Below are 22,511 nucleotides of genomic sequence, written 5' to 3'. Positions count from 1 at the left end.
CGCGGCTGAAGCCGCTCCTACAGGATTCGCGGCCGACGCGTTGATTGCACTGTAGGAGCGGCTTCAGCCGCGACCGATCGCCGAAACCGGCGCAATGCCGAATTGCGTTCGTTGCGCCCAACGGACTGGCTGTGGGAACCGGCGCCGGCTAGATGCCGGCGCGCCTGTCAATTCGGGTTGTGCAGGTCGTGCAGCTGGGTGGCGCGCGATCCGAAATACGCCGCCAGGTCGGCGATGTCCTGGTCGCTGAGCGGCGCCGCCTGCGGGGTCATCAGCGGATGCTGGCGATCGCCGGCGCGGTACGCCTGCAGGGCATGCGCGACATAGTCGCCGTACTGGCCGCCGAGCTTAGGGTAGCTCGGGTCGATCGGCGCGTTGCCGTCGGCGCCGTGGCAGTCGATGCAGCTCTGCCCGGTGGCCTTGCCCTTGGCATGGGCCAGTTTCTCGCCGGCGGCGGCACGCCCGCTCGGCAGGCCGGCGGACGAGCCGGACCCATGTTCGCCACTGGCGTGGCCGGGGTCGCCGGCGGACTGACTGGTGGATTCCACCTGCGATTGCGAACACGCCCCCAGGCACAGGGCAGCAAGCAGGACGATGGCGGGACGCAATGCGTGCGCGGCTTTCGGCATGGGATGGCTACTTGAGGGTGGTCAGGTAAGCGGCGATGTCGGCGATGTCCTGGTCGGAGAAGCTCTCCGCCTGGGCCTGCATGGTCGGATGCTTGCGCTTGCCGAGCCGGTATTCGGTCAGCGCCTGGGTCAGGTACTGCGCCGACTGGCCGCCGATCTTGGGAACGCGGTAGCTCGGATAGGCATTCTTGTAGCCGGTGATGCCGTGGCAGCCCTGGCAGGTATAGGTCAGCGTTCTGCCGTTGTCGGCATGGCCGACGGCGGCAGCGGGCGCTTCCGGGGTAGCGGCCGGGGCGGGGGCGGTGGGCGCCGGCGCGGTCTGCGCCACTGCCGGGGCGACCCCGAGAGAAACAAGTACGGCCAAAGCAAAACAAGCGGCTAGCGGCTGCGTGCGCATGGTTTCGTGGTCCGGAGGACGGGACTGGGCGTTCCGGCGTGGGGGAACACGGAACGACCCGAGTATAGCCTGGCCTTTCGCGGCTCCGAAACAGGCCTTGGCAATCGCCACGCTGCGCCACGCGGCGGACCATGACCTTTGGCTCATTCACCTGAGCGTCATCAGGTGATCTACTTACCTACAACACCATTCACGCCATCCACCAGGGACACGACGATGACGCGATATTCCACGCGCCGACGCACCGCCAGCTGCGCCGCCGCGCTGTTGATCACCTCCACACTGCTGCTCGGCGGCTGCAAGCCGGCGGCCGGCGACGCGCAGGCCAAGGCCAAGGAAGCCGAGAAGGCGCCCGACGCGGTGCCGGTCGAGGTGGCCAAGGCCAGCCGGCGCGCCGTGGCGGCCAGCTACAGCGGCACCGCGGCGCTGGAGGCGCGCGCCGAATCGCAGGTGGTGGCCAAGACCTCCGGGGTGGCGCTGGCGGTGCTGGCCGAGGAGGGCCAGCAGGTCCGCGCCGGGCAGCCGCTGGTGCGGCTGGACCCAGACCGCGCGCGGCTGGCGGTGGCGCAGAGCGAGGCGCAGCTGCGCAAGCTGGAGAACAACTACCGGCGCTCGGAACAACTGGTCGGCCAGCAACTGGTCAGCGCCGCCGACGTCGATCAGATCAAGTACGACCTGGCCAACGTGCGCGCGCAGCACCAACTGGCGTCGCTGGAACTGTCCTACGCCACGGTGGTCGCGCCGATCTCCGGGGTGATCGCGTCGCGCTCGATCAAGACCGGCAACTTCGTGCAGATCAATACGCCGATCTTCCGCATCGTCGACGACTCGCGCCTGGAAGCCACGCTCAACGTGCCCGAGCGCGAGCTGGCCACGCTCAAGGCCGGACAGCCGGTGACGCTGCTGGCCGATGCGCTGCCGGGCAAGCAGTACCTGGGCAAGGTCGATCGCATCGCGCCGGTGGTGGATTCGGGCAGCGGTACGTTCCGCGTGGTGTGCGCGTTCGAGGAAGGCGCCGAAGCCTTGCAACCGGGCATGTTCGGACGCATCCGCATCGACTACGACCAGCGCGCCGATGCGCTGGTGGTGCCGCGCCTGGCGCTGCTCGACGACGGCGAGCCGGCGGTGTTTCGGGTCAATGCCGGCAAGGTGACGCGGGTGCCGGTCAAGCTGGGCTATTCCGAAGGCCCGTGGGTGGAAATCCGCGACGGCCTGCAGCCCGGCGACCAGGTGGTCACCGCCGGCAAGGTCGCCCTGCGCGACGGCAGCCGCGTGCAGGTGATCGCGCCGCAACGCGAGGTCGCCGAGATCGGCGGCGGCGCCGCGGTCGGAGCGCACTGATGACCAGCGCCGGTTCCGATCACGGCAGCGATCCGCACGAACACGCGCCGCCCGGCGTGCGCGGCGGCGGGCTGGTCGAATTCGCCACACGCCGCCGCGTCACCATCGCGATGGCCACGGTGACGTTGCTGCTGTTCGGCGTGATCGCGCTGAACAGCCTCAAGGTCAACCTGTTGCCCGACCTGAGCTATCCGACCCTGACCGTGCGCACCGAATACACCGGCGCGGCGCCGTCGGAGATCGAGACGCTGGTGACCGAGCCGGTCGAGGAAGCGGTCGGCGTGGTCAAGAACCTGCGCAAGCTCAAGTCGGTGTCGCGCACCGGGCAGAGCGACGTGGTGCTGGAGTTCGCCTGGGGCACCAACATGGACCAGGCCAGCCTGGAGGTGCGCGACAAGATGGAGGCGCTGGAGCTGCCGCTGGAAGCCAAGGCGCCGGTGCTGCTGCGCTTCAATCCGTCCACCGAACCGATCATGCGTCTGGTGCTGGCGAGCAAGGCGACGCCGGCCAGTGATGCCGATGCGGTGCGCGCGCTGACCCAGTTGCGCCGCTATGCCGACGAGGATCTGAAGAAGAAACTGGAACCGGTGGCCGGCGTGGCCGCGGTCAAGGTCGGCGGCGGGCTGGAAGACGAGATCCAGGTCGACATCGACCAGCAGCGGCTGGCGCAGCTGAGCCTGCCGATCGACAACGTCATCACCCGGCTCAAGGAAGAGAACATCAACATCTCCGGCGGGCGCCTGGAACAGGGCTCGCAGCGCTACCTGGTGCGCACGGTCAACCAGTTCGCCGACCTGGACGAGATCCGCAATCTGCTGCTGACCACCCAGGGCGCGGGCAGCAGCGCCGCCGACTCGGCGATGCAGCAGATGTACGCGATCGCCGCCTCGACCGGTTCGGAAGCGGCGCTGGCCGCGGCCTCGGCGGCGCAGAGCGCCTCGTCCAGTTCCACCACTACCATCGCCAACGGCATGCCGGTGCGGCTCAAGGACGTGGCCGAGGTGCGGCAGGGCTACAAGGAGCGCGAGGCGATCATCCGCCTGGGCGGCAAGGAAGCGGTGGAACTGGCGATCTACAAGGAAGGCGACGCCAACACCGTGTCCACCGCGGCGGCGCTGCGCAAGCGCCTGGAACAGCTGAAGACGCAGATCCCGCCGGACGTGGAATTGACCACGCTGGAAGACCAGTCGCGCTTCATCGAGCACGCCATCGGCGACGTCAAGAAGGACGCGGTGATCGGCGGCCTGCTGGCGATCCTGATCATCTTCCTGTTCCTGCGCGATGGCTGGAGCACGTTCGTGATCAGCCTGTCGCTGCCGGTGTCGATCGTGGCCACGTTCTTCTTCATGGGCCAGCTGGGCTTGAGCTTGAACGTGATGTCGCTGGGCGGCCTGGCACTGGCCACCGGCCTGGTGGTGGACGATTCGATCGTGGTGCTGGAGAGCATCGCCAAGGCGCGCGAGCGCGGCCTGAGCATCCTCGATGCGGCGATCGCCGGCACCCGCGAGGTGAGCATGGCGGTGGTCGCCTCGACCCTGACCACGATCGCGGTGTTCCTGCCGCTGGTGTTCGTCGAGGGCGTGGCCGGGCAGCTGTTCCGCGACCAGGCCTTGACCGTGGCGATCGCCATCGCGATCTCGCTGGTGGTGTCGATGACCCTCATCCCGATGCTCAGTTCGCTGAAGGGACGCCCGCCGATGGCGTTCCCGCCCGAGCCCGAGCAGCCGCAATGGCAGCCGCAGCGCGGTTGGCTGAAGCCGGTGGCGTGGGGCCGGCGCGGTGCCGCCGCGGCGGTGCGCGGCGGTTTCTTCGGCGCGGCATGGTTGGTGGTGCGGCTGTGGCGCGGTGGCGTGGCGGTGGTCGCGCCGGTGATGCGCAAGGCCAGCGACCTGGCGATGGCGCCGTATGCGCGTGCCGAACGCGGCTATCTGCGGTTGCTGCCGGGCGCGCTGGCGCGGCCGTGGCAGGTGCTGGGCCTGGCCGCGCTGGCGTTCGCGGCGACGCTGGCGGTGGTGCCGATGCTCGGCGCCGACCTGATCCCGCAGTTGGCCCAGGACCGCTTCGAGATGACGGTGAAACTGCCGGCCGGCACGCCGTTGCGGCAGACCGATGCGCTGGTGCGCGAACTGCAGGAAACCCACGGCAAGGACGCCGGCGTGCAGGCGCTGTACGGCGTCAGCGGCAGCGGCACCCGGCTCGACGCCAGTCCCACCGAAAGCGGCGAGAACATCGGCAAGCTGACCATCGCCATGGCTGGCGGCGGCAGCGCGCAGTTCGAGGCGCAGCAGAGCGACCGCATGCGCGCGACGATGCACAGGCATCCGGGCGTGCAGGTCGGTTTCAGCCGCCCTGAGCTCTTCAGCTTCTCCACGCCGCTGGAAATCGAGCTGCGCGGCCAGGACCTGGAGACCATTCAGCACGCCGGGCAGAAGCTGACCGCGATGTTGCGCGGCAACGGCCACTACGCCGACGTGAAATCGACGGTGGAAGAGGGCTTCCCGGAAATCCAGATCCGCTTCGACCAGGAGCGCGCCGGTGCGCTGGGCCTGACCACGCGGCAGATCGCCGACGTGGTGGTGAAGAAGGTGCGCGGCGACGTCGCCACCCGCTACAGCTTCCGCGACCGCAAGATCGACGTGCTGGTGCGCGCGCAGCAGAGCGACCGCGCCAGCGTCGACAGCATCCGCCGGCTGATCGTCAATCCCGGCAGCAGCAAGCCGGTGACGCTGGATGCGGTCGCCGACGTGGTCGCCACCACCGGGCCCAGCGAGATCCATCGCGCCGACCAGATCCGCGTGGCGATCGTGTCGGCCAACCTGCGCGACATCGACCTGGGCGGCGCGGTGAGCGAGGTGCAGGACATGGTCGCGCGCGAGCCGCTCGGCGCCGGCGTCGGCATGCACATCGGCGGGCAGGGCGAGGAACTGGCGCAGTCGGCCAAGTCGCTGTTGTTCGCGTTCGGCCTGGCGATCTTCCTGGTGTACCTGGTGATGGCTTCGCAGTTCGAATCGCTGTTGCACCCGTTCGTGATCCTGTTCACCATCCCGCTGGCGATGGTGGGCGCGGTGCTGGCCCTGCTGCTGAGCGGCAAGCCGGTGTCGGTGGTGGTGTTCATCGGCCTGATCCTGCTGGTCGGGCTGGTGACCAAGAACGCGATCATCCTGATCGACAAGGTCAACCAGCTGCGCGAGGAAGGCGTGGCCAAGCGCGAGGCGCTGATCGAAGGCGCACGCTCGCGGCTGCGCCCGATCATCATGACCACGCTGTGCACGCTGTTCGGCTTCCTGCCGCTGGCGGTGGCGTCGGGCGAGGGCGCCGAAGTGCGCGCGCCGATGGCGATCACCGTGATCGGCGGCCTGCTGGTGTCCACGCTGCTCACGCTGGTGGTGATCCCGGTGGTCTACGACCGCCTGGATCGCCGCGCCGACGGCTATTACGCCGAGCGCGGGCAGCGCGCGCGGCGGCGTCTTGAAGGGCTCGGCCACGGCACTGGCACGGGTGAGCCGGCATGAGCGTCGCCGAGTTCAGCATCCGCCGTCCGATCACCACCATCATGTGCTTCGTGTCGCTTGTGGTGGTCGGCTTGATCGCGGCGTTCCGGCTGCCGCTGGAGGCGTTGCCGGACATCTCCGCGCCGTTCCTGTTCGTGCAGTTGCCGTACAGCGGCTCGACCCCCGACGAGGTCGAGCGCAACCTGGTGCGGCCGACCGAGGAAGCGCTGGCGACGATGACCGGGATCAAGCGCATGCGCTCGACCGCGACTGCCGACGGCGCCAACATCTTCATCGAGTTCTCCGATTGGGACCGCGACATCGCCATCGCCGCCTCCGACGCGCGCGAGCGCATCGACGCGATCCGCGCCGACCTGCCCGACGACCTGCAGCGCTACCACGTGTTCAAGTGGTCCAGCAGCGACGAGCCGGTGCTGAAGGTACGCCTGGCCGGCGCGGCCGACCTGACCGGCGCCTACGACATGCTAGACCGCGAGTTCAAGCGGCGCCTGGAACGCATCCCCGGCGTGGCCAAGGTGGAGGTGTCCGGCGCGCCGCCGAACGAAGTGGAGATCGCGATCGCGCCGGACCGGCTCAGCGCGCACAACCTCAGCCTCAACGATCTCACCGATCGCCTGGGCAAGCTCAATTTCTCGCTGTCGGCCGGGCAGATCGACGACCACGGCCAGCGCCTGCGGGTGCAGCCGGTCGGCGAATTGCGCGACCTGCAGGAATTGCGCGATCTGGTCATCGACGCCAAGGGCCTGCGCCTGGGTGACATCGCCGACATACGCCTGAAGCCGACCCGGATGAACTATGGCCGGCGCCTGGACGGGCGCCCGGCGGTGGGCCTGGACGTGTACAAGGAGCGCAGCGCCAACCTGGTCGAGGTGTCGCGCGCGGTCCTGGCCGACGTGGAGCAGATCCGCAAGCAACCGGCGCTCAGCGACGTGCAGGTCAAGGTCATCGACAACCAGGGCAAGGCGGTGACCTCGTCGCTGACCGAACTGGCCGAAGCCGGCGGGGTCGGCCTGCTGCTGTCGGTGACGGTGCTGTTCTTCTTCCTGCGCCACTGGCCGTCGACGCTGATGGTGACTCTGGCGATCCCGATCTGCTTCACCATCACCCTGGGTTTCATGTATTTCGCCGGGGTGACCCTCAACATCCTGACCATGATGGGCCTACTGCTGGCGGTGGGCATGCTGGTGGACAACGCGGTGGTGGTGGTGGAGAGCATCTACCAGGAACGCGAACGCATGCCGGACCAGCCGCAGCTGGCCTCGATCATCGGCACCCGCAACGTGGCCATCGCGCTGTCGGCCGGCACCCTGTGCCACTGCATCGTATTCGTGCCGAACCTGTTCGGCGAAACCAACAACATCAGCATCTTCATGGCGCAGATCGCTATCACCATTTCGGTGTCGCTGCTGGCCTCGTGGCTGGTGGCGGTGAGTCTGATTCCGATGCTGTCCGCGCGCATGCGCACGCCGGCGCTGGTCCGCTCCGAGCGCGGGCTGATCCCGCGCCTGCAGCGCCGCTACGCGCGCGTGCTCAGCTGGTCGTTGGCCCACCGCGGCTGGAGCGTCGCCGCGATCGCGCTGATCACCGCGCTCAGCGTGATCCCGATGCTGCAGACCAAGAAGGACATGTTCGGCGGCGACGGCGGCGAACAGATCTTCATCGGCTACCAGTGGAAGGGCTCGTATACGCGCGAGCAGCTGTCCACCGAGGTCGCCAAGCTCGAACGCTTCATCGACGCGCGCCGCCAGCGCTACCACGTCACCCAGGTGTATTCGTGGTTCAGCGAAGTGGAAGGCAGCAGCACCACGCTGACCGTGGACCTCAAGCAGGTGCGCGACATGCAGGCGCTGATCGAACAGATCCGCAAGGATCTGCCGCGTTCGGCGCTGGCCGACTACAGCGTCGGCAGCAATGGCAACGGCAACGGGCAGGGCAGCGGTGCGCAGAGCGTGCAGGTGCAACTGGTCGGCGATTCCACCCAGACCCTGCGCGCGATCGCCGACGACGTGGTGCCGCTGCTGGCGCGGCGCAAGGAATTGCGCGACGTGCGCGTGGACACCGGCGACCGCACCACCGAGCTGGCGGTGCGGGTGGATCGCGAGCGCGCATCGGCGTTCGGCTTCAATGCCGAGCAGGTCGCCAGCTTCGTCGGCCTGGCGCTGCGCGGCGCCTCGCTGCGCGAGTTCCGCCGCGGCGACAACGAGGTGCCGGTGTGGGTCCGCTTCGCCGGCGCCGAGGAAACCACGCCCGAAGACCTGGACAGCTTCAACGTGCGCACCAAGGACGGGCGCAGCGTGCCGTTGCTGAGCCTGGTCGACGTGCAGACGCGGCCGGCGGCGACCCAGATCGGGCGCACCAACCGCCAGACCACGCTGACCATCACCGCCAACCTCGGGGTCAAGGTCACCCCGGCCGAGGCCAAGCAGGCAATGGAGGACACGCTGAAGGGCGTCAGCTTCCCGGCCGGCTACCACTACAGTTTCGACGGTGCCGATGGCCAGGACGACGACAAGGCCGGCCAGCAGATGATGTTCAACCTGCTGATCGCGCTGCTGATGATCTACGTGGTGATGGCCGCGGTATTCGAATCGCTGCTGTTCCCGGCGGCGATCATGAGCGGCGTGCTGTTCTCGATCTTCGGGGTGTTCTGGCTGTTCTGGATCACCGGCACCAACTTCGGGATCATGGCCTTCATCGGCATCCTGGTGCTGATGGGCGTGGTGGTGAACAACGGCATCGTGATGATCGAGCACATCAACAACCTGCGCCGGCGCGGCCTGGCCCGGACCGAAGCGCTGGTGGAAGGGTCGCGCGAGCGCTTGCGGCCGATCATGATGACCATGGGTACCGCGATCCTGGCGATGGTGCCGATCTCGCTGACCACCACGCAGATGTTCGGCGACGGCCCGGCCTACTACCCGATGGCGCGCGCGATCGCCGGCGGCCTGGCGTTCTCCACCGTGGTCAGCCTGCTGTTCCTGCCGACCATCTACGCGATCCTCGACGATCTCAGCGGCGGCGTGGCGCAGCTGGTGCGGCGTGCCCGCGGCGGCCGCGGTGTGCCGGCGCCGCAGGTGTCCTGACCAGGGGCGCGGTGTCGCGCGCCGAATGGCTGGCGCGCGCTTGTCTCGCTTGCTGCATCGCGTGGAAAAAGTTGTGGGAGGGGCTTCAGTCCCGACGCCTTTACCGACAAGGCGTCGGGGCTGAAGCCCCTCCCACACTGTTTTACGACACGGTGATCATGCGATGGGGCAGGGCGCATGGCCCTGCCGCCGCGTTGCGCTCAACCGGCCAGCTTGCCGAAGATGCGGAATCCCGCCAGCCACACGCCGATCATGCTGCCGAGGTTGGTCAGCAGGAAGGTCAGCACCACCCGCGAGACGCGGTTGCGGTACCAGCCGCGCAGGTTCTGCGCGTCGTCGCGCAGCGCCAGGAAGTCGCCGTAGGCCGGCTTGCGCATGTGCACCTCGACCAGCGCGCTGAACGCGCCGGCCGGCACGCCGGGCCGGAACGGTTTCAGCGGCGCGGCGATGGCGCCGGCGATGATGCTCAGCGGATGGCCGCCGGCCAGCAGGCAGCCCAACCCGGCCAGGCCGCCGGTGAACAGCACCCACTGCAGCAGCAGGTCGGTGCCCAGCGCGAAGCCGCCACGCCAGTAGCCCCAGGCGACGCCGCCCAGCACCAGAGCGGTCAGGGTCAGGGTGATCCACGGCACCTTTTTCTTGGTCGGCACGTCTTCCAGCGACTTGCGCAACGTGGCCGGATCGTCCTGATCGTCCTGCAGGTGCCTGGCCAGGCCGGCCAGATGGCCGGCACCGACCACCGCCAGCACGTCGCGGATGCCCTCGGCGCGTGCGCTATCCAGATAGTCCGGGGTGGCGATCGGCGTCTGGCTGGGCACGGCCCGCTGCGCATGTTCCTCGCGCAGGCGGGTGGCCATGTAGCGGTCGCGCTCGGCGATGATGGTGTCGTACAGCGCCGGGCTTTCGCTGGCGAAGTCGCCGAAGCTGGCCTCGAGCATGTCGCCCTGCTTGAGCTTCTCGATCTCCGCCTCGCCGACCTCGTCGGAGGCGAACAGGCCGCCGAGCAGGCCGCTGCCGAGCTTGAGCTTGCCGAAGAAGCCGAGCCGGCCGGAGGCGCGCTTGAAGGTCAGCCCGACCTCGCGGTCGATCAGGTACACCGGCAGCTGCCGCTCGCGCGCCAGCAGCACCGCGCGCTTGAGTTCGGCGCCGGGTTCGATACCCAACTGCTCGGCTAGGCGCCGCTGGTAGGCGGCCAGCGCCAGGTTTGCTGCGAACAGCGCCACCCGGCCCTTGCGGATCACCTGCACCAGGTCCAGCTTGGTCAGCGCATCCGGGTCGGTCAGCGCCTGCAGCCGTTGCGGGTCCAGCTCCACCGCGACCGCATCGAAGCGGCCGCTGTCGATCGCCCGTTCCACGGCGGCGACGCTGGCCAGCGACACATGCGCGGTGCCGAGCAGGGTGTAGCGCACGCCATCGCGCTCGACGATGCGGTACGGCTGGCCGGCGAACAGGGCGTCGTCGCCGGCCTGGGAAAGTTCGTTCATTCCATCACTCATCGGAGGGCGCCTCGTCGGCGCCGGAGCCCAGAGGGCGTTGCATCTGTAGTGTGTCCAGCCAGCGGCCATGCTTGCGGCCGAGCCCAGTGAATACGCCGACCTGGATGAAGCCATGGCGTTCGTGCAGGCGGATCGAGGCCTGGTTGGTCGAGTCGCCGATCACCGCCACCATCTGCCGGAAGCCGTGCGCCTCGCAGTCCGCGATCAGCGCCTGCAGCAGCGCGGAACCGATCCCGCGGCCGTGTAGCGCCGGGGCCACGTAGATCGTGTCCTCCACGGTCCAGCGGTAGCCGATGCGAGCACGGTAGCCGCTCGCGTAGGCATAGCCGGCGAGGCCGCCGTCGGCGGTCTGCGCGATCAGATAGGGGTAGCCGCGTGCGACGACGTCCTGCATCCGCCGCAGCATTTCCGCCTGGTCCGGCGCATCGTACTCGTAGGTATTGACGTTGCAGCGCACCTCGTCGGCGTACAGCGCGGCGATCGCGGCAATGTCGGCGGCCTCGGCGGCACGCAGCTGCAGGTCGTCCAAGAGGCGGCTCAATCGATGTAGCGCTTCAGCAGATCGCCATAGGCATCGATGCGGCGGTCGCGCAGGAACGGCCAGATCCGCCGCACGTGCTCGCTGCGCTGCAGGTCCACGTCGCAGACCAGCACGGTCGGTTCGGCGCCGGCTTCGGCGACGAACTCGCCCTGCGGGCCGAGCACGTGGCTGTTGCCCCAGAACTGGATGCCGGCCGCGCCCACCACGCCATCGGCGGCCAGCGGCGAGGCTTCGTGGCCGACCCGGTTGCAGCTGAGCACCGGCACGCCGTTGGCCACGGCATGGCCGCGATGGCTGAGGATCCAGGCGTCGCGCTGGCGCTCCTGCTCGGCCTGCTCGTCGCTGGGATCCCAGCCGATCGCGGTCGGATACAGCAGCAGTTCGGCGCCGGCCAGCGCCATCAGCCGCGCCGCTTCCGGATACCACTGGTCCCAGCACACCAACACGCCGAGGCGGCCGACCGAGGTCTGGATCGGGGTGAAGCCGAGATCGCCCGGGGTGAAGTAGAACTTCTCGTAGAAGCCCGGATCGTCCGGAATATGCATCTTGCGGTACTTGCCGAGCAGGCTGCCGTCCTTCTCGAACACCACCGCGGTGTTGTGGTACAGGCCGGCGGCGCGGCGCTCGAACAGTGACGCGACCAGCACCACGCCATGGCGCTTGGCTAGCGCGCCGAGGCGCTCGGTGCTGGGACCGGGAATCGGCTCGGCCAGATCGAATTCGTCCACCGACTCGTGCTGACAGAAGTAGGCGCCGTTGTGCAGTTCCTGCAGCAGCACCAACTGCGCGCCCTGCGCCGCGGCCTCGGCCACGCGCGATTCGATGACCGCCAGATTCGCCGCGGCATCGCCATGGTTGCGCTCCTGGATCAGCGCGACGGAAAGAGTGTTTCGGCTCATTGCGGAAGGATGGTCGGCGAAAGCGCGCATGGTAACGCGGATGGCGCCGCGGCAGGTTCCCGGCAGATGAATGCCGCCCGGCGCGGCGTGGGCATGTTCCGGTGGCTCGGTGTTGAAGGCGCCAGCGCCGCGCGACGCCGAATGCGGTGCGCTGCCCGAGTTCCACAGAGGGATCGGAATCCCGGCGTTCTGCCGCCATCGCCGCCTCGGGAGCGGAGTTCTCCGGCGGCGCGTATGGCGATTCCTGCGGGGCGGTGCGACCCGGCGAAAGCCTGCAGTCGATCCTATGCTTATGCGCCTTCGATCAGCGAACGCGGATCAGGCGGCCAGTACCAGTACGCCCTCGGGCAACTGCATGGTGATGCAGTGCAGGCTGCCGTTCTGCCAGATCAGCGCGCGGCACGGAATCGGCACGATGTCGTGCTGCGGGAACGCCTGCGCCATCACCGCCTGCGCCTGCGCATCGGCCGCATCGCCATAGGCCGGCATCAGCACCGCACCGTTGACGATCAGGAAGTTGGCGTAGGACGCGGCCAGGCGCCGGCCGTGGTCGAGCACCGGCTGCGCCCACGGCAGCGGGAAAAGCTGGTACGGGCGACCGTCGGCGGTGCGCAACGCGGCCAGTTCTGCGCCCATCGCCTGCAGCTCGGCGTAGTGCGAATCGCCGGCGTCGTCGCAGGCCTGATAGACGATCGCGTCTTCGCTGGCGAAGCGGGCTAGGGTATCGATATGCGCGTCGGTATCGTCGCCTTCCAGGTAGCCGTGGTCCAGCCACAGCACGCGCTGTTGCGCCAGCCAGTCGGCCAGGTCGTGGCTCAGCGATTCGCGCGAGCGCTGCGGATGGCGTTCGTGCAGGCACTGCCAGGTGGTCAGCAGGGTGCCGGCGCCGTCGCTGTCGATCGCTCCGCCTTCCAGCGCGAAATCGATGCTGCGCACATCGCTGCCGGCGAACAGCTGCTGCGCCGCAAGCGCGCTCACCAACTGGTCGTCGCGGCTGGCCTGGAACTTGCCGCCCCAGCCGGTGAAGCGGAAGTCCAGCAACTGGAAACCGCCGCCGGCCCGGGCCAGGGTGATCGGGCCGGAATCGCGCAGCCAGGTGTCGTCGTACTCGGCCTCGACGAACCGCACGCGCTGCATGTCCACCCGCGCCGAGCGCAGCCGCGCCTCGGCGTAGATCTGCAGGTCGGCATCGGCGACGCAGATCAGCACGCGCTGGTAGCGCACGATCGCCGCGACCAGCGCGATATAGGTCTCCTCGACCTCGGCCAGGCGCTCGGCCCAGTCGGTACCGGCATGCGGCCAGGCGATCAGGATGGCGGACTGGGGCTCCCATTCCGCGGGAAGGCGAAGGCGATCAGTCATTGCGACCACTACTCACGTCGTGCCCAAGCCGAAGCTCAGGCTTTTCATTTGATCCCCGCACATGGATGTGCGGGCTCTTGCGAAGGGACTCGCATAAAAACTCTTGCGAGGGACTCGCATACCGACTCGCATCACCGAATCGCAGGCTTGGGTCCAACCTCGTTGGCATCGGCCTTGTTGGCGACCACGTCCACCACCTTGTGCTTCTCGAAGTACACAGTGAAGGCCGGATACACCCAGCGGTTGATCGTCGGCCACTGCCGCTTCTGTCCGCCGCGCGGTTCCAGCTTCGACTGCGGGGCGCCGTAGCGCGCCTCGACCTCGCCCATGCTCAGCCCGCGCGCCGGCATCGCCGCCACGGGTTCCTGCTTGACCCGCTCGACCAGCAGGGTCTCGGCGTGGGCGCCCCCGGCCAGGCCCAGGACGACCAGCAGCGGCAGTACGGACAGACGGTGCTTCATCACGGTGTGCTCCCCAGAGGACGAACGGCGATTACAGCAAATTTCGGCAACAAAAAACCGCCCGAAGGCGGCTTTCGTCGATGACCCGCAACCGTGCGCGCGGTGCCGCAGGGCGGGCCGTCGTCGGATCAGCGCTGGCGAGCCTTGAAACGCGGGTTCGACTTGCAGATCACGAAAACCTTGCCGCGGCGGCGGACCACCTTGCAGTCGCGGTGACGGGTCTTCGCCGACTTCAGGGAGGACAGGACTTTCATGGCACACCTCGGCGTAAACTTGTGGATTAGAGAAGGGTACGGCGTGGCGAAACCACGTCGCTGGATCAGTAAGCCGGCGAGTATAGCCTGGTTTTCTTCATGGTTTCAACTGCTTGCGCCAGCCCGGCCGGCGCCGGGGCTACAATGCGCCGCCCCCCGTCCGAGGAACCGCATGAACGACCCCGCTCCCGTCCTGACCATCGATGGCCCTTCCGGGGCCGGCAAAGGCACCGTCAGCCGCATCGTCGCCGGCAAGCTGGGCTGGCATTACCTGGATTCGGGCGCACTGTACCGGGCGGTCGGCGTGGCCGCCAGCTGGGCCAACCTGGACATTTCCGACGCCGCGGCGCTGGTGCGCTGCACCTTCGATACCCATGTCACCTTCGAGGACGTGGCCGGCGGCGGCCTGCGGGTCAGGATCAACGAGGTCGACGCCACCGACGAGCTGCGGCTGGAAACCACCGGCGCGGTGGCCTCGGCGATCGCCGCGATTCCGGAGGTGCGCGCGGCGCTGAAGCAGCGCCAGCGCGCCTTCCGGCGCCTGCCGGGGCTGGTCGCCGACGGCCGCGACATGGGTACGGTGATTTTCCCGGATGCCCCGTACAAGGTGTTCCTGACCGCCAGTGCCGAGGAGCGCGCCATGCGCCGGCATAACCAGTTGAAGGAAAAAGGAGTTTCCGTTATATTCGACGACCTGCTGCGCGAGATCATGGCCCGCGACGCACGCGATGCCCAACGTTCGGTGGCGCCCCTGAAGCCGGCAGACGATGCCGTCCTCCTGGATACCACCGGCATGGACATCGAACAGGTGGTCGGCCGCGTCCTGGAATTGCTGCCCACCTGAGGGCCGCGCCGGGAGTAGGGCAGCAGCATGGCGCCGCTTCGGTGGCATCCAGGCGATGTATCCGCAATCCGCTTCACACGTAACGCCGCACTACCGTTGTTCCACGCTCCGCCGCGCAATGTCGCGCTGCGGTTTTTCCCATTTCACACCCGGCCGCGGTTTTGGGCCGACTAACCAGGTGGGCAGTTCGCCGTTTCCAGAAGAAACGCACTGTCCGTGTGTCCACGAGAGTAATTTCAATGACCGAATCATTTGCCGAACTGTTCGAAGCCAGTCAAACCAATCTGGCCAAGCTGAAGCCGGGCTCCATCGTCACCGGTATCGTCGTGGAAGTCCGCGGCGACGTGGTGGTGATCAACGCCGGCCTGAAGTCCGAAGGCATCGTGCCGATCGAACAGTTCCGTAACGACGCTGGCGAGATCGACGTCGCCGAAGGCGACCTGGTCAAGGTCGCCCTCGACTCGCTCGAGAACGGCTTCGGCGAAACCGTGTTGTCGCGCGAGAAGGCCAAGCGCGCGATGGTGTGGGACGAGCTGGAAGAAGCGTTGGAAAAGAACGAGACCATCACCGGCCGCATCAGCGGCAAGGTCAAGGGTGGTTTCACCGTGGACATCAAGGATGTCCGCGCGTTCCTGCCGGGTTCGCTGGTCGATGTGCGCCCCGTGCGCGACCCGGCCTACCTGGAAGGCAAGGAGCTGGAGTTCAAGCTCATCAAGCTGGACCGCAAGCGCAACAACGTGGTGGTCTCGCGTCGTGCCGTGGTCGAGAGCGAGCACTCGGAAGAGCGCGAGCAGCTGATGGACAAGCTGCAGGAAGGCGCGATCCTGAAGGGCGTGGTCAAGAACCTGACCGATTACGGCGCGTTCGTGGACCTGGGCGGCATCGACGGCCTGCTGCACATCACCGACATGGCCTGGAAGCGCGTGCGCCATCCGTCCGAAGTCGTGAACGTCGGCGACGAGCTTGACGTGCGCGTGCTGAAGTTCGACCGCGAGCGCAACCGCGTTTCGCTGGGTCTGAAGCAGCTGGGCGAGGATCCGTGGGACAACATCGCGCGTCGTTACCCGGCCAACAGCCGCGTCTACGGCAAGGTCTCCAACGTCACCGATTACGGCGCGTTCGTCGAGATCGAGCCGGGCGTGGAAGGCCTGGTGCACGTGTCGGAAATGGATTGGACCAACAAGAACGTCAACCCGTCCAAGGTCGTGCAGGTCGGCGACGAGGTCGAGGTCATGGTCCTGGACGTGGACGAGGAGCGTCGCCGCATCTCGCTGGGCATGAAGCAGGTCGCCGCCAATCCGTGGGAAACCTTCGCGGCCACCCACAAGAAGAACGACAAGGTGTCCGGCCAGATCAAGTCGATCACCGACTTCGGCATCTTCATCGGCCTGGACGGCGGCATCGACGGCCTGGTGCACCTGTCGGACATCAGCTGGAACACCACCGGCGAAGACATCGTGCGCAACTTCAAGAAGGGCGACACGCTGGAAGCCGTGGTGCTGGCGGTGGATCCGGAGCGCGAGCGCATCAGCCTGGGCGTCAAGCAGCTGGAGCAGGATCCGTTCGGCCAGTACATGGCGGCCAATCCGAAGGGTTCGAAGGTCGAGGGCGTGGTGCGTGAAGTGGACGCCAAGGGCGCCACCATCGACCTGGCCGACGGCATCGAGGGCTACGTTGCCGCGCGCGACATCGCCAACGAGCGCGTCGACGATGCGACCCAGCACCTGAAGGTCGGCGACAAGATCGAAGCCAAGTTCGTGGGCATGGACCGCAAGGGCCGCACCCTGCAGCTGTCGATCAAGGCCAAGGACGATGCCGAAATGCGCGAAGTGCTGGAGGAATACCAGTCCGCGTCGGGCGGCACCACCCAGCTGGGCGCGCTGCTGCGTGCGCAGTTGAACGGCAACAAGTCCGAGTAATCCGCCACACGCAGCGTTTCTGGCACGGCCCGGTTAATCCGGGCCGTGCCGGGTTGCGACCCCACCGCACGAATCCGAATGACCAAGTCCGAACTGATCGAAATCCTGGCGCGCAAGCAGGCGCATCTGAAGGCGGACGACGTCGATCTGGCGGTGAAATCGCTGTTGGAAATGATGGGCAGCGCGCTGTCCGGCGGAGACCGCATCGAGATCCGCGGTTTCGGCAGTTTTTCCCTGCATTACCGGCCGCCTCGCCTGGGACGCAATCCCAAGACCGGCGAGTCCGTCGCGCTTCCCGGCAAGCACGTGCCGCATTTCAAGCCCGGCAAGGAATTGCGCGAACGCGTCAGCGGCGTCGTTCCGGTCGAGTCCGACACGCCCTGATACGCCCCGAGCCTGCGCCTTCGCGTCCCGGACTTTCCCGGAACCTGCGCCTGTTCGGCTAATCTAGTGTCTCCCGACGCTGGAGAGCTTCATGAAAATTGCCCGTCTGCTGATATTGCTGGTGTTCCTGCTGGCCGGTCTGGTCATCGGATCGCTGAATTCGCAGCAGATCGTCATCAATTTCGGTGTCGCCGGCATCAACACCACCTCCGGTATCGCCATCATCGTTTCGCTGTTCGCCGGCGTGGTGATCGGCGCGGCGCTGGTGCTGGCCACGTTGGTGATCCCGCTGTACGCCAAGCTGCGCCGCGCCAACAAGGCCGCGATCGCCGCTGCCGCGCCGGTCGTCGTACCGGTACCGACCTATACCCCGCCTGTGGACGGACGCTGATCTTCGATGGACTTCCTGACCGAGTGGTTCTGGTTCTTCCTGTTCCTGCCGCTGGCGGCGCTGAGCGGATGGGTGATCGGCCGCCGCGGTGGCCAGCGCCACGGCGACACGCAGGTCAGCCGGCTTTCCAGCACGTATTTCCGCGGCCTGAACTATCTGCTCAACGAAGAGCCGGACAAGGCGATCGAGCTGTTCCTGCACATCGCCGAGCTGGACAAGGAAACCTTCGAGACCCAGGTCGCGCTCGGTCACCTATTCCGCCGCCGCGGTGAAGTCGACCGCGCGATCCGCCTGCACCAAGGCCTGGTGCAGCGCGCCGATCTCAGCGATCCGCAGCGCGTGCAGGCCTTGCTGGCGCTGGGCGAGGACTACATGAAATCCGGCCTGCTGGACCGGGCCGAGACCGTGTTCACCGAGCTGGCGCAGATCGACCAGCGCGCGCCGCAGGCGCTCAAGCACCTGATCGGCATCTACCAAGCCGAGCGCGACTGGGAAAAAGCGATCGACAACGCCACCCGCTACGAAGACGTGACCGGCGAGCCGATGGGCAAGCTGATCGCGCAGTTCGAATGCGAACTGGCCGACCGCTACCGCGCATCCGGCAAGCCCGAGCTGGCGCGCTCGGCGATCGCGCGCGCCTACCAGGCCGACGCCACCTCGGTGCGCGCCGGCATCCTGGAAGGGCGCATCGATGTGGACGACGGCAACGACGAGGCCGCGATCCGCGCCTTCGAACGTGCCGCGCGGCACGATCCGGACTACCTGCCGGAGATCATGCCGGCGCTGATGGATTGCTATCGCCGCCGCGGCAACGATCTCAGCGGCGCGCGCGCCTTCCTGTCGGAAATGACCGAGCACTATCGCGGCATCGCCCCGGTGTTGGCGCTGACCCGGCTGATGGAGTCGCAGGAAGGCGTGTCTGCGGCGCGCGCCTACCTCGGGCGGCAGCTGAAGGATCGGCCGTCGGTGCGCGGTGAGTCGGCGTTGATCGACCTGACCCTGGCCGAGGGCGCCGATTCCACCGCCACCCTGCAGGACCTGAAGCACATCACCGACCAGTTGCTGGTGCGCAATCCCAGCTACCGCTGCACGCGCTGCGGCTTCGGCGCGCGCACCCATCACTGGCAATGCCCGAGTTGCAAGGAGTGGGGCACGGTCAAGCCCTTGCTCAACTACGCGGTGGTGTAGATGCAGGTGGCAGGGTGGGTGCTGCTCGCCGCGCTGGCGACGTTCAGCGCGGTCGGGACCTGGTTGTCGCGCCGCTATGCCCTCAAGCGCAAGCTGATGGACGCGCCCGGCGAGCGGCGCAGCCATACGGTGGCGACGCCGCGCGGCGGCGGTGTGGCGATCGTCGCCGCGGTGCTGGCGGCCTGCGCGTATTCGGCGACGCTGTGGCCGCAGCAGGGCATGGCCATCGCGGCGTTCGCTGGCGGACTGGTGCTGGTCGCCGGCATCGGCTGGTGGGACGATCACCGCCCGCTGTCGGCCGCGCTGCGGCTGCTGGTGCATGCGCTGGCCGCCACGCTGCTGGCCGGACTTGTCTACCGATTGCACCAGAATCCCTGGCTGGCCGCGTTGACCTGGCTGGCGACGATCTCGCTGATCAACATCTGGAACTTCATGGACGGCATCAACGGCTTGGCGACCAGCCAGGCGATGCTGGTGGCGCTGGGTTTCGCCATGTTGCTGCCCGCGCCGCTGCGCTGGCCGTGCTGGGTGCTGATCGTGGCCTGTGCCGGCTTCCTGCCGTTCAACTATCCGCGGGCGCGTATCTTCCTTGGCGACGTCGGCAGTGGCGCGTTGGGGTATCTGGTCGCCGCGCTGTTCGCGCTGGGCAATGTTGCGACCGAGCTCACGCCATGGTTGCTGTTGATACCAATATCCGCGTTCGCCATCGACGCAGGCTTCACGCTGCTGTCGCGCATGCTCGCCGGCGAACGCTGGTGGCAACCGCATGCGCAACATTTTTACCAGCGTTGGGTACATACAGGCAGGAGCCACACGGTTGTGACCTTCGCCTATGCCCTGTTCAGCATTGTCGCGATTACAATCGCCTGGTTCGGTGGAACGTTGCGCACCGGGGGGCAGGTTGGGTTGGCGTTGGCCTGGTACCTATCGGCGAGCGCACTTTGGCTGACTTCACGCAAGGGATTGCGCTGAACTCTCATGGATAACTGATGCTTTCGATTCGCGACCGCTTTACCGAGCTGTTCCCCAAGGCCTCCGTGGTCGTGCACGATCTGGCGATCGTCTGGATCTGCTGGCAGCTGCTGCATGCGGCGCGCTACACGATGCTGCCCGGCGAGCACCCCTTGCCGTTGTGGAACCTCAACACCGCCATCGTGCTGGGGGCGCAGGGCCTGGTGTTCTGGAAGGTGGGCCTGTATCGCGGGTTGTGGCGCTTCGCCAGCGTTCCGGATCTGCTGAACATCTTCAAGGCCAGCTTCTACGGGCTGGTCGCGATCGTGCTGGGGCTGGCATACAGCCGCTTCGATTCCATTCCGCTGTCGGTGCTGATGGTGTATCCGTTCGCGCTGTCGGCGCTGCTCGGCGCGCCGCGACTGCTGTACCGCGCGTGGAAGGACTACCAGATCGCGCATTCGGACGAGACCGCGCGGCGCGTGCTGATCGTAGGCGCCGGCCGTGCGGCCGAGGCGCTGGTGCGCGACCTGCGCCGGTCCGGCGCCTACCATCCGGTCGGCTTCGTCGACGACGCCGGCCATCTGCATGGGGCCAAGCTGCAGGGCCTGCCGATTCTTGGCCGGATCGACGAAGCCGGCGCGATCGCCAAGGAAACCGCGGCCAAGCTGCTGGTCATCGCGATCCCGTCGCTGGATGCGGCCGGCATGCAGCGGGTGGTGGCGATCTGCGAAAGCACCGGGCTGCCGTTCCGCACCGTGCCGCGCCTGCTCGACGTGCTCGAAGGCCACTTTCTGCCGGGCGAACTGAAGGAGGTCGCGATCGAGGACCTGCTCGGGCGCAAGCCGGTGACCCCGGACTGGAAGCTGATCAAGGGCTGGTTATCCGGGCGTACGGTGATGGTGACCGGCGCCGGCGGGTCGATCGGTTCGGAGCTGTGCCGGCAGTGCGCGCGCCATGGCGCGCGCAAGGTGGTGCTGCTTGAGATCGACGAACTGGCGCTGATCACCATCCATGCCGATCTGCATCGCACCTTCCCCGATCTGGAGATCGAGTGCGTGCTCGGCGACTGCGGCGATCCGGCCGTGACCCGCCATGCGATGCGCATCGCCGAGCCGGATGCGGTGTTCCATGCCGCGGCCTACAAGCAGGTGCCACTGCTGGAGCGGCAGTTCCGCGAGGCGGTGCGCAACAACGTGCTGGCCACCGAGAACGTGGCCCGCGCCTGCGTCGCGGCCAAGGTGTCGACCTTCGTGTTCATCTCCACCGACAAGGCAGTGAATCCGGTCAACGTGCTCGGCGCCTCCAAGCGCTATGCGGAGATGGTGTGCCAGTCGCTGGACGACCAGACGGTGGGCACGCGCTTCGTCACCGTGCGCTTCGGCAATGTGCTGGATTCGGCCGGCAGCGTGGTGCCGTTGTTCCGCGAGCAGATCCGCCAGGGCGGCCCGGTCACCGTGACCGATCCGCAGGTGACCCGCTATTTCATGACCATTCCCGAGGCCTGCCAGCTGATCGTGCAGGCCGCCGCGTCGGCCTCGCACGGCGCGATCTACACGCTGGACATGGGCGAGCCGGTGCCGATCCGGCTGCTCGCCGAGCAGATGATCCGCCTGGCCGGCAAGCAGCCCGGGCGCGACATCGCGATCGTCTACACCGGGCTGCGTCCGGGCGAGAAGCTGCACGAGACCTTGTTCTATTCCGACGAGAACTATCGCCCCACCTCGCATCCGAAGATCCTGGAAGCCGGTGCGCGCAGTTTCTCGCGCGAGAACGTGTTGCAGGGTCTGCAGCAGCTGCGCGCGGCGGTGGCCGAATACGACAGCGACGCGATCGAGAAAGTGCTGCGCACCACCATGCCCGAATTCGCGCCGCTGCGACAACAAGCCGGTCAGGATAGCTCCGCTACAATCGTCCCATTCCCCGCACGCGAGGCCAGAAGGCTCTGATGAGCAAGAGAATCCGCAAAGCAGTTTTTCCGGTTGCAGGTCTGGGTACCCGCTTCCTTCCCGCCACCAAGACGGTGCCCAAGGAAATGCTGCCGATCATCGATCGGCCGTTGATCCAGTACGCCGTGGACGAGGCGATCGAGGCCGGTTGCGACACCCTGATCTTCGTCACCAACCGCTACAAGCACGCGGTTGCGGATTACTTCGACAAGGCCTACGAGTTGGAGCAGAAGCTCGAGCGCGCCGGCAAGCTCGAGCAGCTGGAACTGGTACGCCATGTGCTGCCCAACGGCGTGCGCGCGATCTTCGTGACCCAGGCCGAAGCGCTCGGCCTCGGCCATGCGGTGCTGTGCGCCAAGCCGATCATCGGCGATGAGCCCTTCGCGGTGCTGCTGCCCGACGATCTGATCTGGAACCGCGGTCCGGGCGCGCTGGCGCAGATGGCCGACGTGGCCGAGCGCTCCGGCGCCAGCGTGATCGCGGTGCAGGACGTACCGCACGAGAGCACCGGCAGCTACGGCATCGTCGCCACTGAGGCGTTCGACGGCAGCGAAGGCAAGATCACCGCGATCGTCGAGAAGCCCAAGCCGGCCGATGCGCCGAGCGACCTGGCCGTGGTCGGCCGCTATGTGCTCAGTTCCAAGATCTTCGATCTGCTGGAAAAGACCGTGCCGGGCGCCGGCGGCGAGATCCAGCTGACCGATGCGATCGCCGCGCTGATCGAGAGCGATCCGGTGCATGCGTACCGTTTCGAGGGGACCCGCTTCGACTGCGGTACTCATATCGGCCTGATCGAGGCGACCATCCGCTATGCACTGGACCACGAGAAGCTGAGCAAGCCGGCCCAGGACATGATGCGTCGCGCCTTGGCCGACGTGGACGCCGGCAGCAAGTAAAAACGCGGCAACGC

19 protein-coding genes are annotated in these 22,511 nt (G+C 67.4%); 11 read left to right on the top strand and 8 right to left on the bottom strand.

The features are described 5' to 3' along the window. Positions 1–167 precede the first annotated feature (167 nt). Entirely contained in the window at positions 168–629 is a 462-nt protein-coding gene (locus tag HEP75_RS12855; protein ID WP_185823788.1) for a cytochrome c, read from the bottom strand. Positions 630–636: 7 nt separating this feature from the next. After that, positions 637–1,026, bottom strand: coding sequence for a cytochrome c (locus tag HEP75_RS12850; RefSeq protein WP_185823787.1), 390 nt, complete (start codon positions 1,024–1,026; stop codon positions 637–639). A 216-nt stretch (positions 1,027–1,242) separates the two neighbouring features. Here HEP75_RS12850 and HEP75_RS12845 point away from each other — a divergent pair, with 216 nt between their 5' ends. From HEP75_RS12845 to HEP75_RS12835, 3 genes are read left to right on the top strand one after another with little or no spacing between them, the layout of a single operon-like run. Further along, entirely contained in the window at positions 1,243–2,367 is a 1,125-nt protein-coding gene (locus tag HEP75_RS12845) for an efflux RND transporter periplasmic adaptor subunit (RefSeq protein ID WP_185823786.1), read from the top strand. After that, entirely contained in the window at positions 2,367–5,879 is a 3,513-nt protein-coding gene (locus HEP75_RS12840; RefSeq protein WP_185823785.1) for an efflux RND transporter permease subunit, read from the top strand. The genes HEP75_RS12845 and HEP75_RS12840 overlap by 1 nt, the downstream gene beginning before the upstream one ends. Further along, the gene (locus tag HEP75_RS12835) at positions 5,876–8,962 is read left to right on the top strand and encodes an efflux RND transporter permease subunit (RefSeq protein ID WP_185823784.1); all 3,087 of its coding nucleotides are present in this window, start codon (positions 5,876–5,878) and stop codon (positions 8,960–8,962) included. Before HEP75_RS12840 ends, HEP75_RS12835 begins: the two co-directional genes overlap by 4 nt. A gap of 200 nt (positions 8,963–9,162) precedes the next feature. Here the strand turns inward: HEP75_RS12835 and HEP75_RS12830 are convergent, their stop codons facing one another. The 6 genes from HEP75_RS12830 to ykgO form a co-directional block, all read right to left on the bottom strand. Further along, a complete protein-coding gene (locus HEP75_RS12830) occupies positions 9,163–10,446 on the bottom strand; it encodes a TraB/GumN family protein (RefSeq protein WP_185823783.1) in 1,284 nt (427 codons plus the stop codon). A gap of 4 nt (positions 10,447–10,450) precedes the next feature. After that, the gene (locus HEP75_RS12825; RefSeq protein WP_255423852.1) at positions 10,451–10,999 is read right to left on the bottom strand and encodes a GNAT family N-acetyltransferase; all 549 of its coding nucleotides are present in this window, start codon (positions 10,997–10,999) and stop codon (positions 10,451–10,453) included. Continuing rightward, positions 10,996–11,898: a carbon-nitrogen hydrolase gene (locus HEP75_RS12820; RefSeq protein ID WP_185816292.1), complete on the bottom strand. Its 903-nt coding sequence runs from the start codon at positions 11,896–11,898 to the stop codon at positions 10,996–10,998. The genes HEP75_RS12825 and HEP75_RS12820 overlap by 4 nt, the downstream gene beginning before the upstream one ends. 318 nt (positions 11,899–12,216) lie before the next feature. Next, positions 12,217–13,260, bottom strand: coding sequence for an agmatine deiminase family protein (locus HEP75_RS12815; protein ID WP_185823782.1), 1,044 nt, complete (start codon positions 13,258–13,260; stop codon positions 12,217–12,219). A gap of 131 nt (positions 13,261–13,391) precedes the next feature. Then, the gene (locus tag HEP75_RS12810) at positions 13,392–13,721 is read right to left on the bottom strand and encodes a hypothetical protein (protein WP_185816294.1); all 330 of its coding nucleotides are present in this window, start codon (positions 13,719–13,721) and stop codon (positions 13,392–13,394) included. A gap of 128 nt (positions 13,722–13,849) precedes the next feature. Continuing rightward, entirely contained in the window at positions 13,850–13,975 is a 126-nt protein-coding gene (gene ykgO, locus HEP75_RS12805) for a type B 50S ribosomal protein L36 (RefSeq protein WP_005913193.1), read from the bottom strand. A 172-nt stretch (positions 13,976–14,147) separates the two neighbouring features. On the opposite strand from ykgO, the gene cmk reads away from it, so the two are divergent. From cmk to galU, 8 genes are all read left to right on the top strand, one after another. After that, positions 14,148–14,819, top strand: a complete 672-nt coding sequence (cmk, locus tag HEP75_RS12800) for a (d)CMP kinase (protein WP_185816295.1) — start codon at positions 14,148–14,150, stop codon at positions 14,817–14,819. Between the two features lie 239 nt (positions 14,820–15,058). Further along, positions 15,059–16,738, top strand: coding sequence for a 30S ribosomal protein S1 (gene rpsA, locus HEP75_RS12795; protein WP_185816296.1), 1,680 nt, complete (start codon positions 15,059–15,061; stop codon positions 16,736–16,738). A gap of 78 nt (positions 16,739–16,816) precedes the next feature. Next, positions 16,817–17,122, top strand: coding sequence for an integration host factor subunit beta (locus HEP75_RS12790; protein WP_179564946.1), 306 nt, complete (start codon positions 16,817–16,819; stop codon positions 17,120–17,122). A gap of 91 nt (positions 17,123–17,213) precedes the next feature. Continuing rightward, positions 17,214–17,513, top strand: a complete 300-nt coding sequence (locus HEP75_RS12785) for a lipopolysaccharide assembly protein LapA domain-containing protein (protein WP_185823781.1) — start codon at positions 17,214–17,216, stop codon at positions 17,511–17,513. Between the two features lie 6 nt (positions 17,514–17,519). Beyond that, the gene (gene lapB, locus HEP75_RS12780) at positions 17,520–18,701 is read left to right on the top strand and encodes a lipopolysaccharide assembly protein LapB (protein ID WP_179564944.1); all 1,182 of its coding nucleotides are present in this window, start codon (positions 17,520–17,522) and stop codon (positions 18,699–18,701) included. Next, a complete protein-coding gene (locus tag HEP75_RS12775) occupies positions 18,702–19,673 on the top strand; it encodes a glycosyltransferase family 4 protein (RefSeq protein WP_185823780.1) in 972 nt (323 codons plus the stop codon). It abuts the gene before it with no gap. Between the two features lie 17 nt (positions 19,674–19,690). Then, on the top strand, positions 19,691–21,601 hold the full coding sequence (locus HEP75_RS12770) for a nucleoside-diphosphate sugar epimerase/dehydratase (RefSeq protein WP_185823779.1): 1,911 nt from the start codon (positions 19,691–19,693) through the stop codon (positions 21,599–21,601). Beyond that, the gene (gene galU / locus HEP75_RS12765; protein WP_185816300.1) at positions 21,601–22,497 is read left to right on the top strand and encodes a UTP--glucose-1-phosphate uridylyltransferase GalU; all 897 of its coding nucleotides are present in this window, start codon (positions 21,601–21,603) and stop codon (positions 22,495–22,497) included. Before HEP75_RS12770 ends, galU begins: the two co-directional genes overlap by 1 nt. Positions 22,498–22,511: the final 14 nt, after the last annotated feature.

This window comes from Xanthomonas sp. SI (assembly GCF_014236855.1).
In the GTDB taxonomy this organism is placed as follows: Bacteria; Pseudomonadota; Gammaproteobacteria; order Xanthomonadales; family Xanthomonadaceae; genus Xanthomonas_A.
This window is presented reverse-complemented; position numbering and strand designations above follow the sequence as displayed.

What these genes read in the sequence shown, in the direction of transcription:
- HEP75_RS12855 (WP_185823788.1), bottom strand. Translation starts at nt 629, where the DNA reads ATGCCGAAAGCCGCGCACGCATTGCGTCCCGCCATCGTCCTGCTTGCT.
- HEP75_RS12850 (WP_185823787.1), bottom strand. Translation starts at nt 1,026, where the DNA reads ATGCGCACGCAGCCGCTAGCCGCTTGTTTTGCTTTGGCCGTACTTGTT.
- HEP75_RS12845 (WP_185823786.1), top strand. Translation starts at nt 1,243, where the DNA reads ATGACGCGATATTCCACGCGCCGACGCACCGCCAGCTGCGCCGCCGCG.
- HEP75_RS12840 (WP_185823785.1), top strand. Translation starts at nt 2,367, where the DNA reads ATGACCAGCGCCGGTTCCGATCACGGCAGCGATCCGCACGAACACGCG.
- HEP75_RS12835 (WP_185823784.1), top strand. Translation starts at nt 5,876, where the DNA reads ATGAGCGTCGCCGAGTTCAGCATCCGCCGTCCGATCACCACCATCATG.
- HEP75_RS12830 (WP_185823783.1), bottom strand. Translation starts at nt 10,446, where the DNA reads ATGAACGAACTTTCCCAGGCCGGCGACGACGCCCTGTTCGCCGGCCAG.
- HEP75_RS12820 (WP_185816292.1), bottom strand. Translation starts at nt 11,898, where the DNA reads ATGAGCCGAAACACTCTTTCCGTCGCGCTGATCCAGGAGCGCAACCAT.
- HEP75_RS12815 (WP_185823782.1), bottom strand. Translation starts at nt 13,260, where the DNA reads ATGACTGATCGCCTTCGCCTTCCCGCGGAATGGGAGCCCCAGTCCGCC.
- HEP75_RS12810 (WP_185816294.1), bottom strand. Translation starts at nt 13,721, where the DNA reads ATGAAGCACCGTCTGTCCGTACTGCCGCTGCTGGTCGTCCTGGGCCTG.
- ykgO (WP_005913193.1), bottom strand. Translation starts at nt 13,975, where the DNA reads ATGAAAGTCCTGTCCTCCCTGAAGTCGGCGAAGACCCGTCACCGCGAC.
- cmk (WP_185816295.1), top strand. Translation starts at nt 14,148, where the DNA reads ATGAACGACCCCGCTCCCGTCCTGACCATCGATGGCCCTTCCGGGGCC.
- rpsA (WP_185816296.1), top strand. Translation starts at nt 15,059, where the DNA reads ATGACCGAATCATTTGCCGAACTGTTCGAAGCCAGTCAAACCAATCTG.
- HEP75_RS12790 (WP_179564946.1), top strand. Translation starts at nt 16,817, where the DNA reads ATGACCAAGTCCGAACTGATCGAAATCCTGGCGCGCAAGCAGGCGCAT.
- HEP75_RS12785 (WP_185823781.1), top strand. Translation starts at nt 17,214, where the DNA reads ATGAAAATTGCCCGTCTGCTGATATTGCTGGTGTTCCTGCTGGCCGGT.
- lapB (WP_179564944.1), top strand. Translation starts at nt 17,520, where the DNA reads ATGGACTTCCTGACCGAGTGGTTCTGGTTCTTCCTGTTCCTGCCGCTG.
- HEP75_RS12775 (WP_185823780.1), top strand. Translation starts at nt 18,702, where the DNA reads ATGCAGGTGGCAGGGTGGGTGCTGCTCGCCGCGCTGGCGACGTTCAGC.
- HEP75_RS12770 (WP_185823779.1), top strand. Translation starts at nt 19,691, where the DNA reads ATGCTTTCGATTCGCGACCGCTTTACCGAGCTGTTCCCCAAGGCCTCC.
- galU (WP_185816300.1), top strand. Translation starts at nt 21,601, where the DNA reads ATGAGCAAGAGAATCCGCAAAGCAGTTTTTCCGGTTGCAGGTCTGGGT.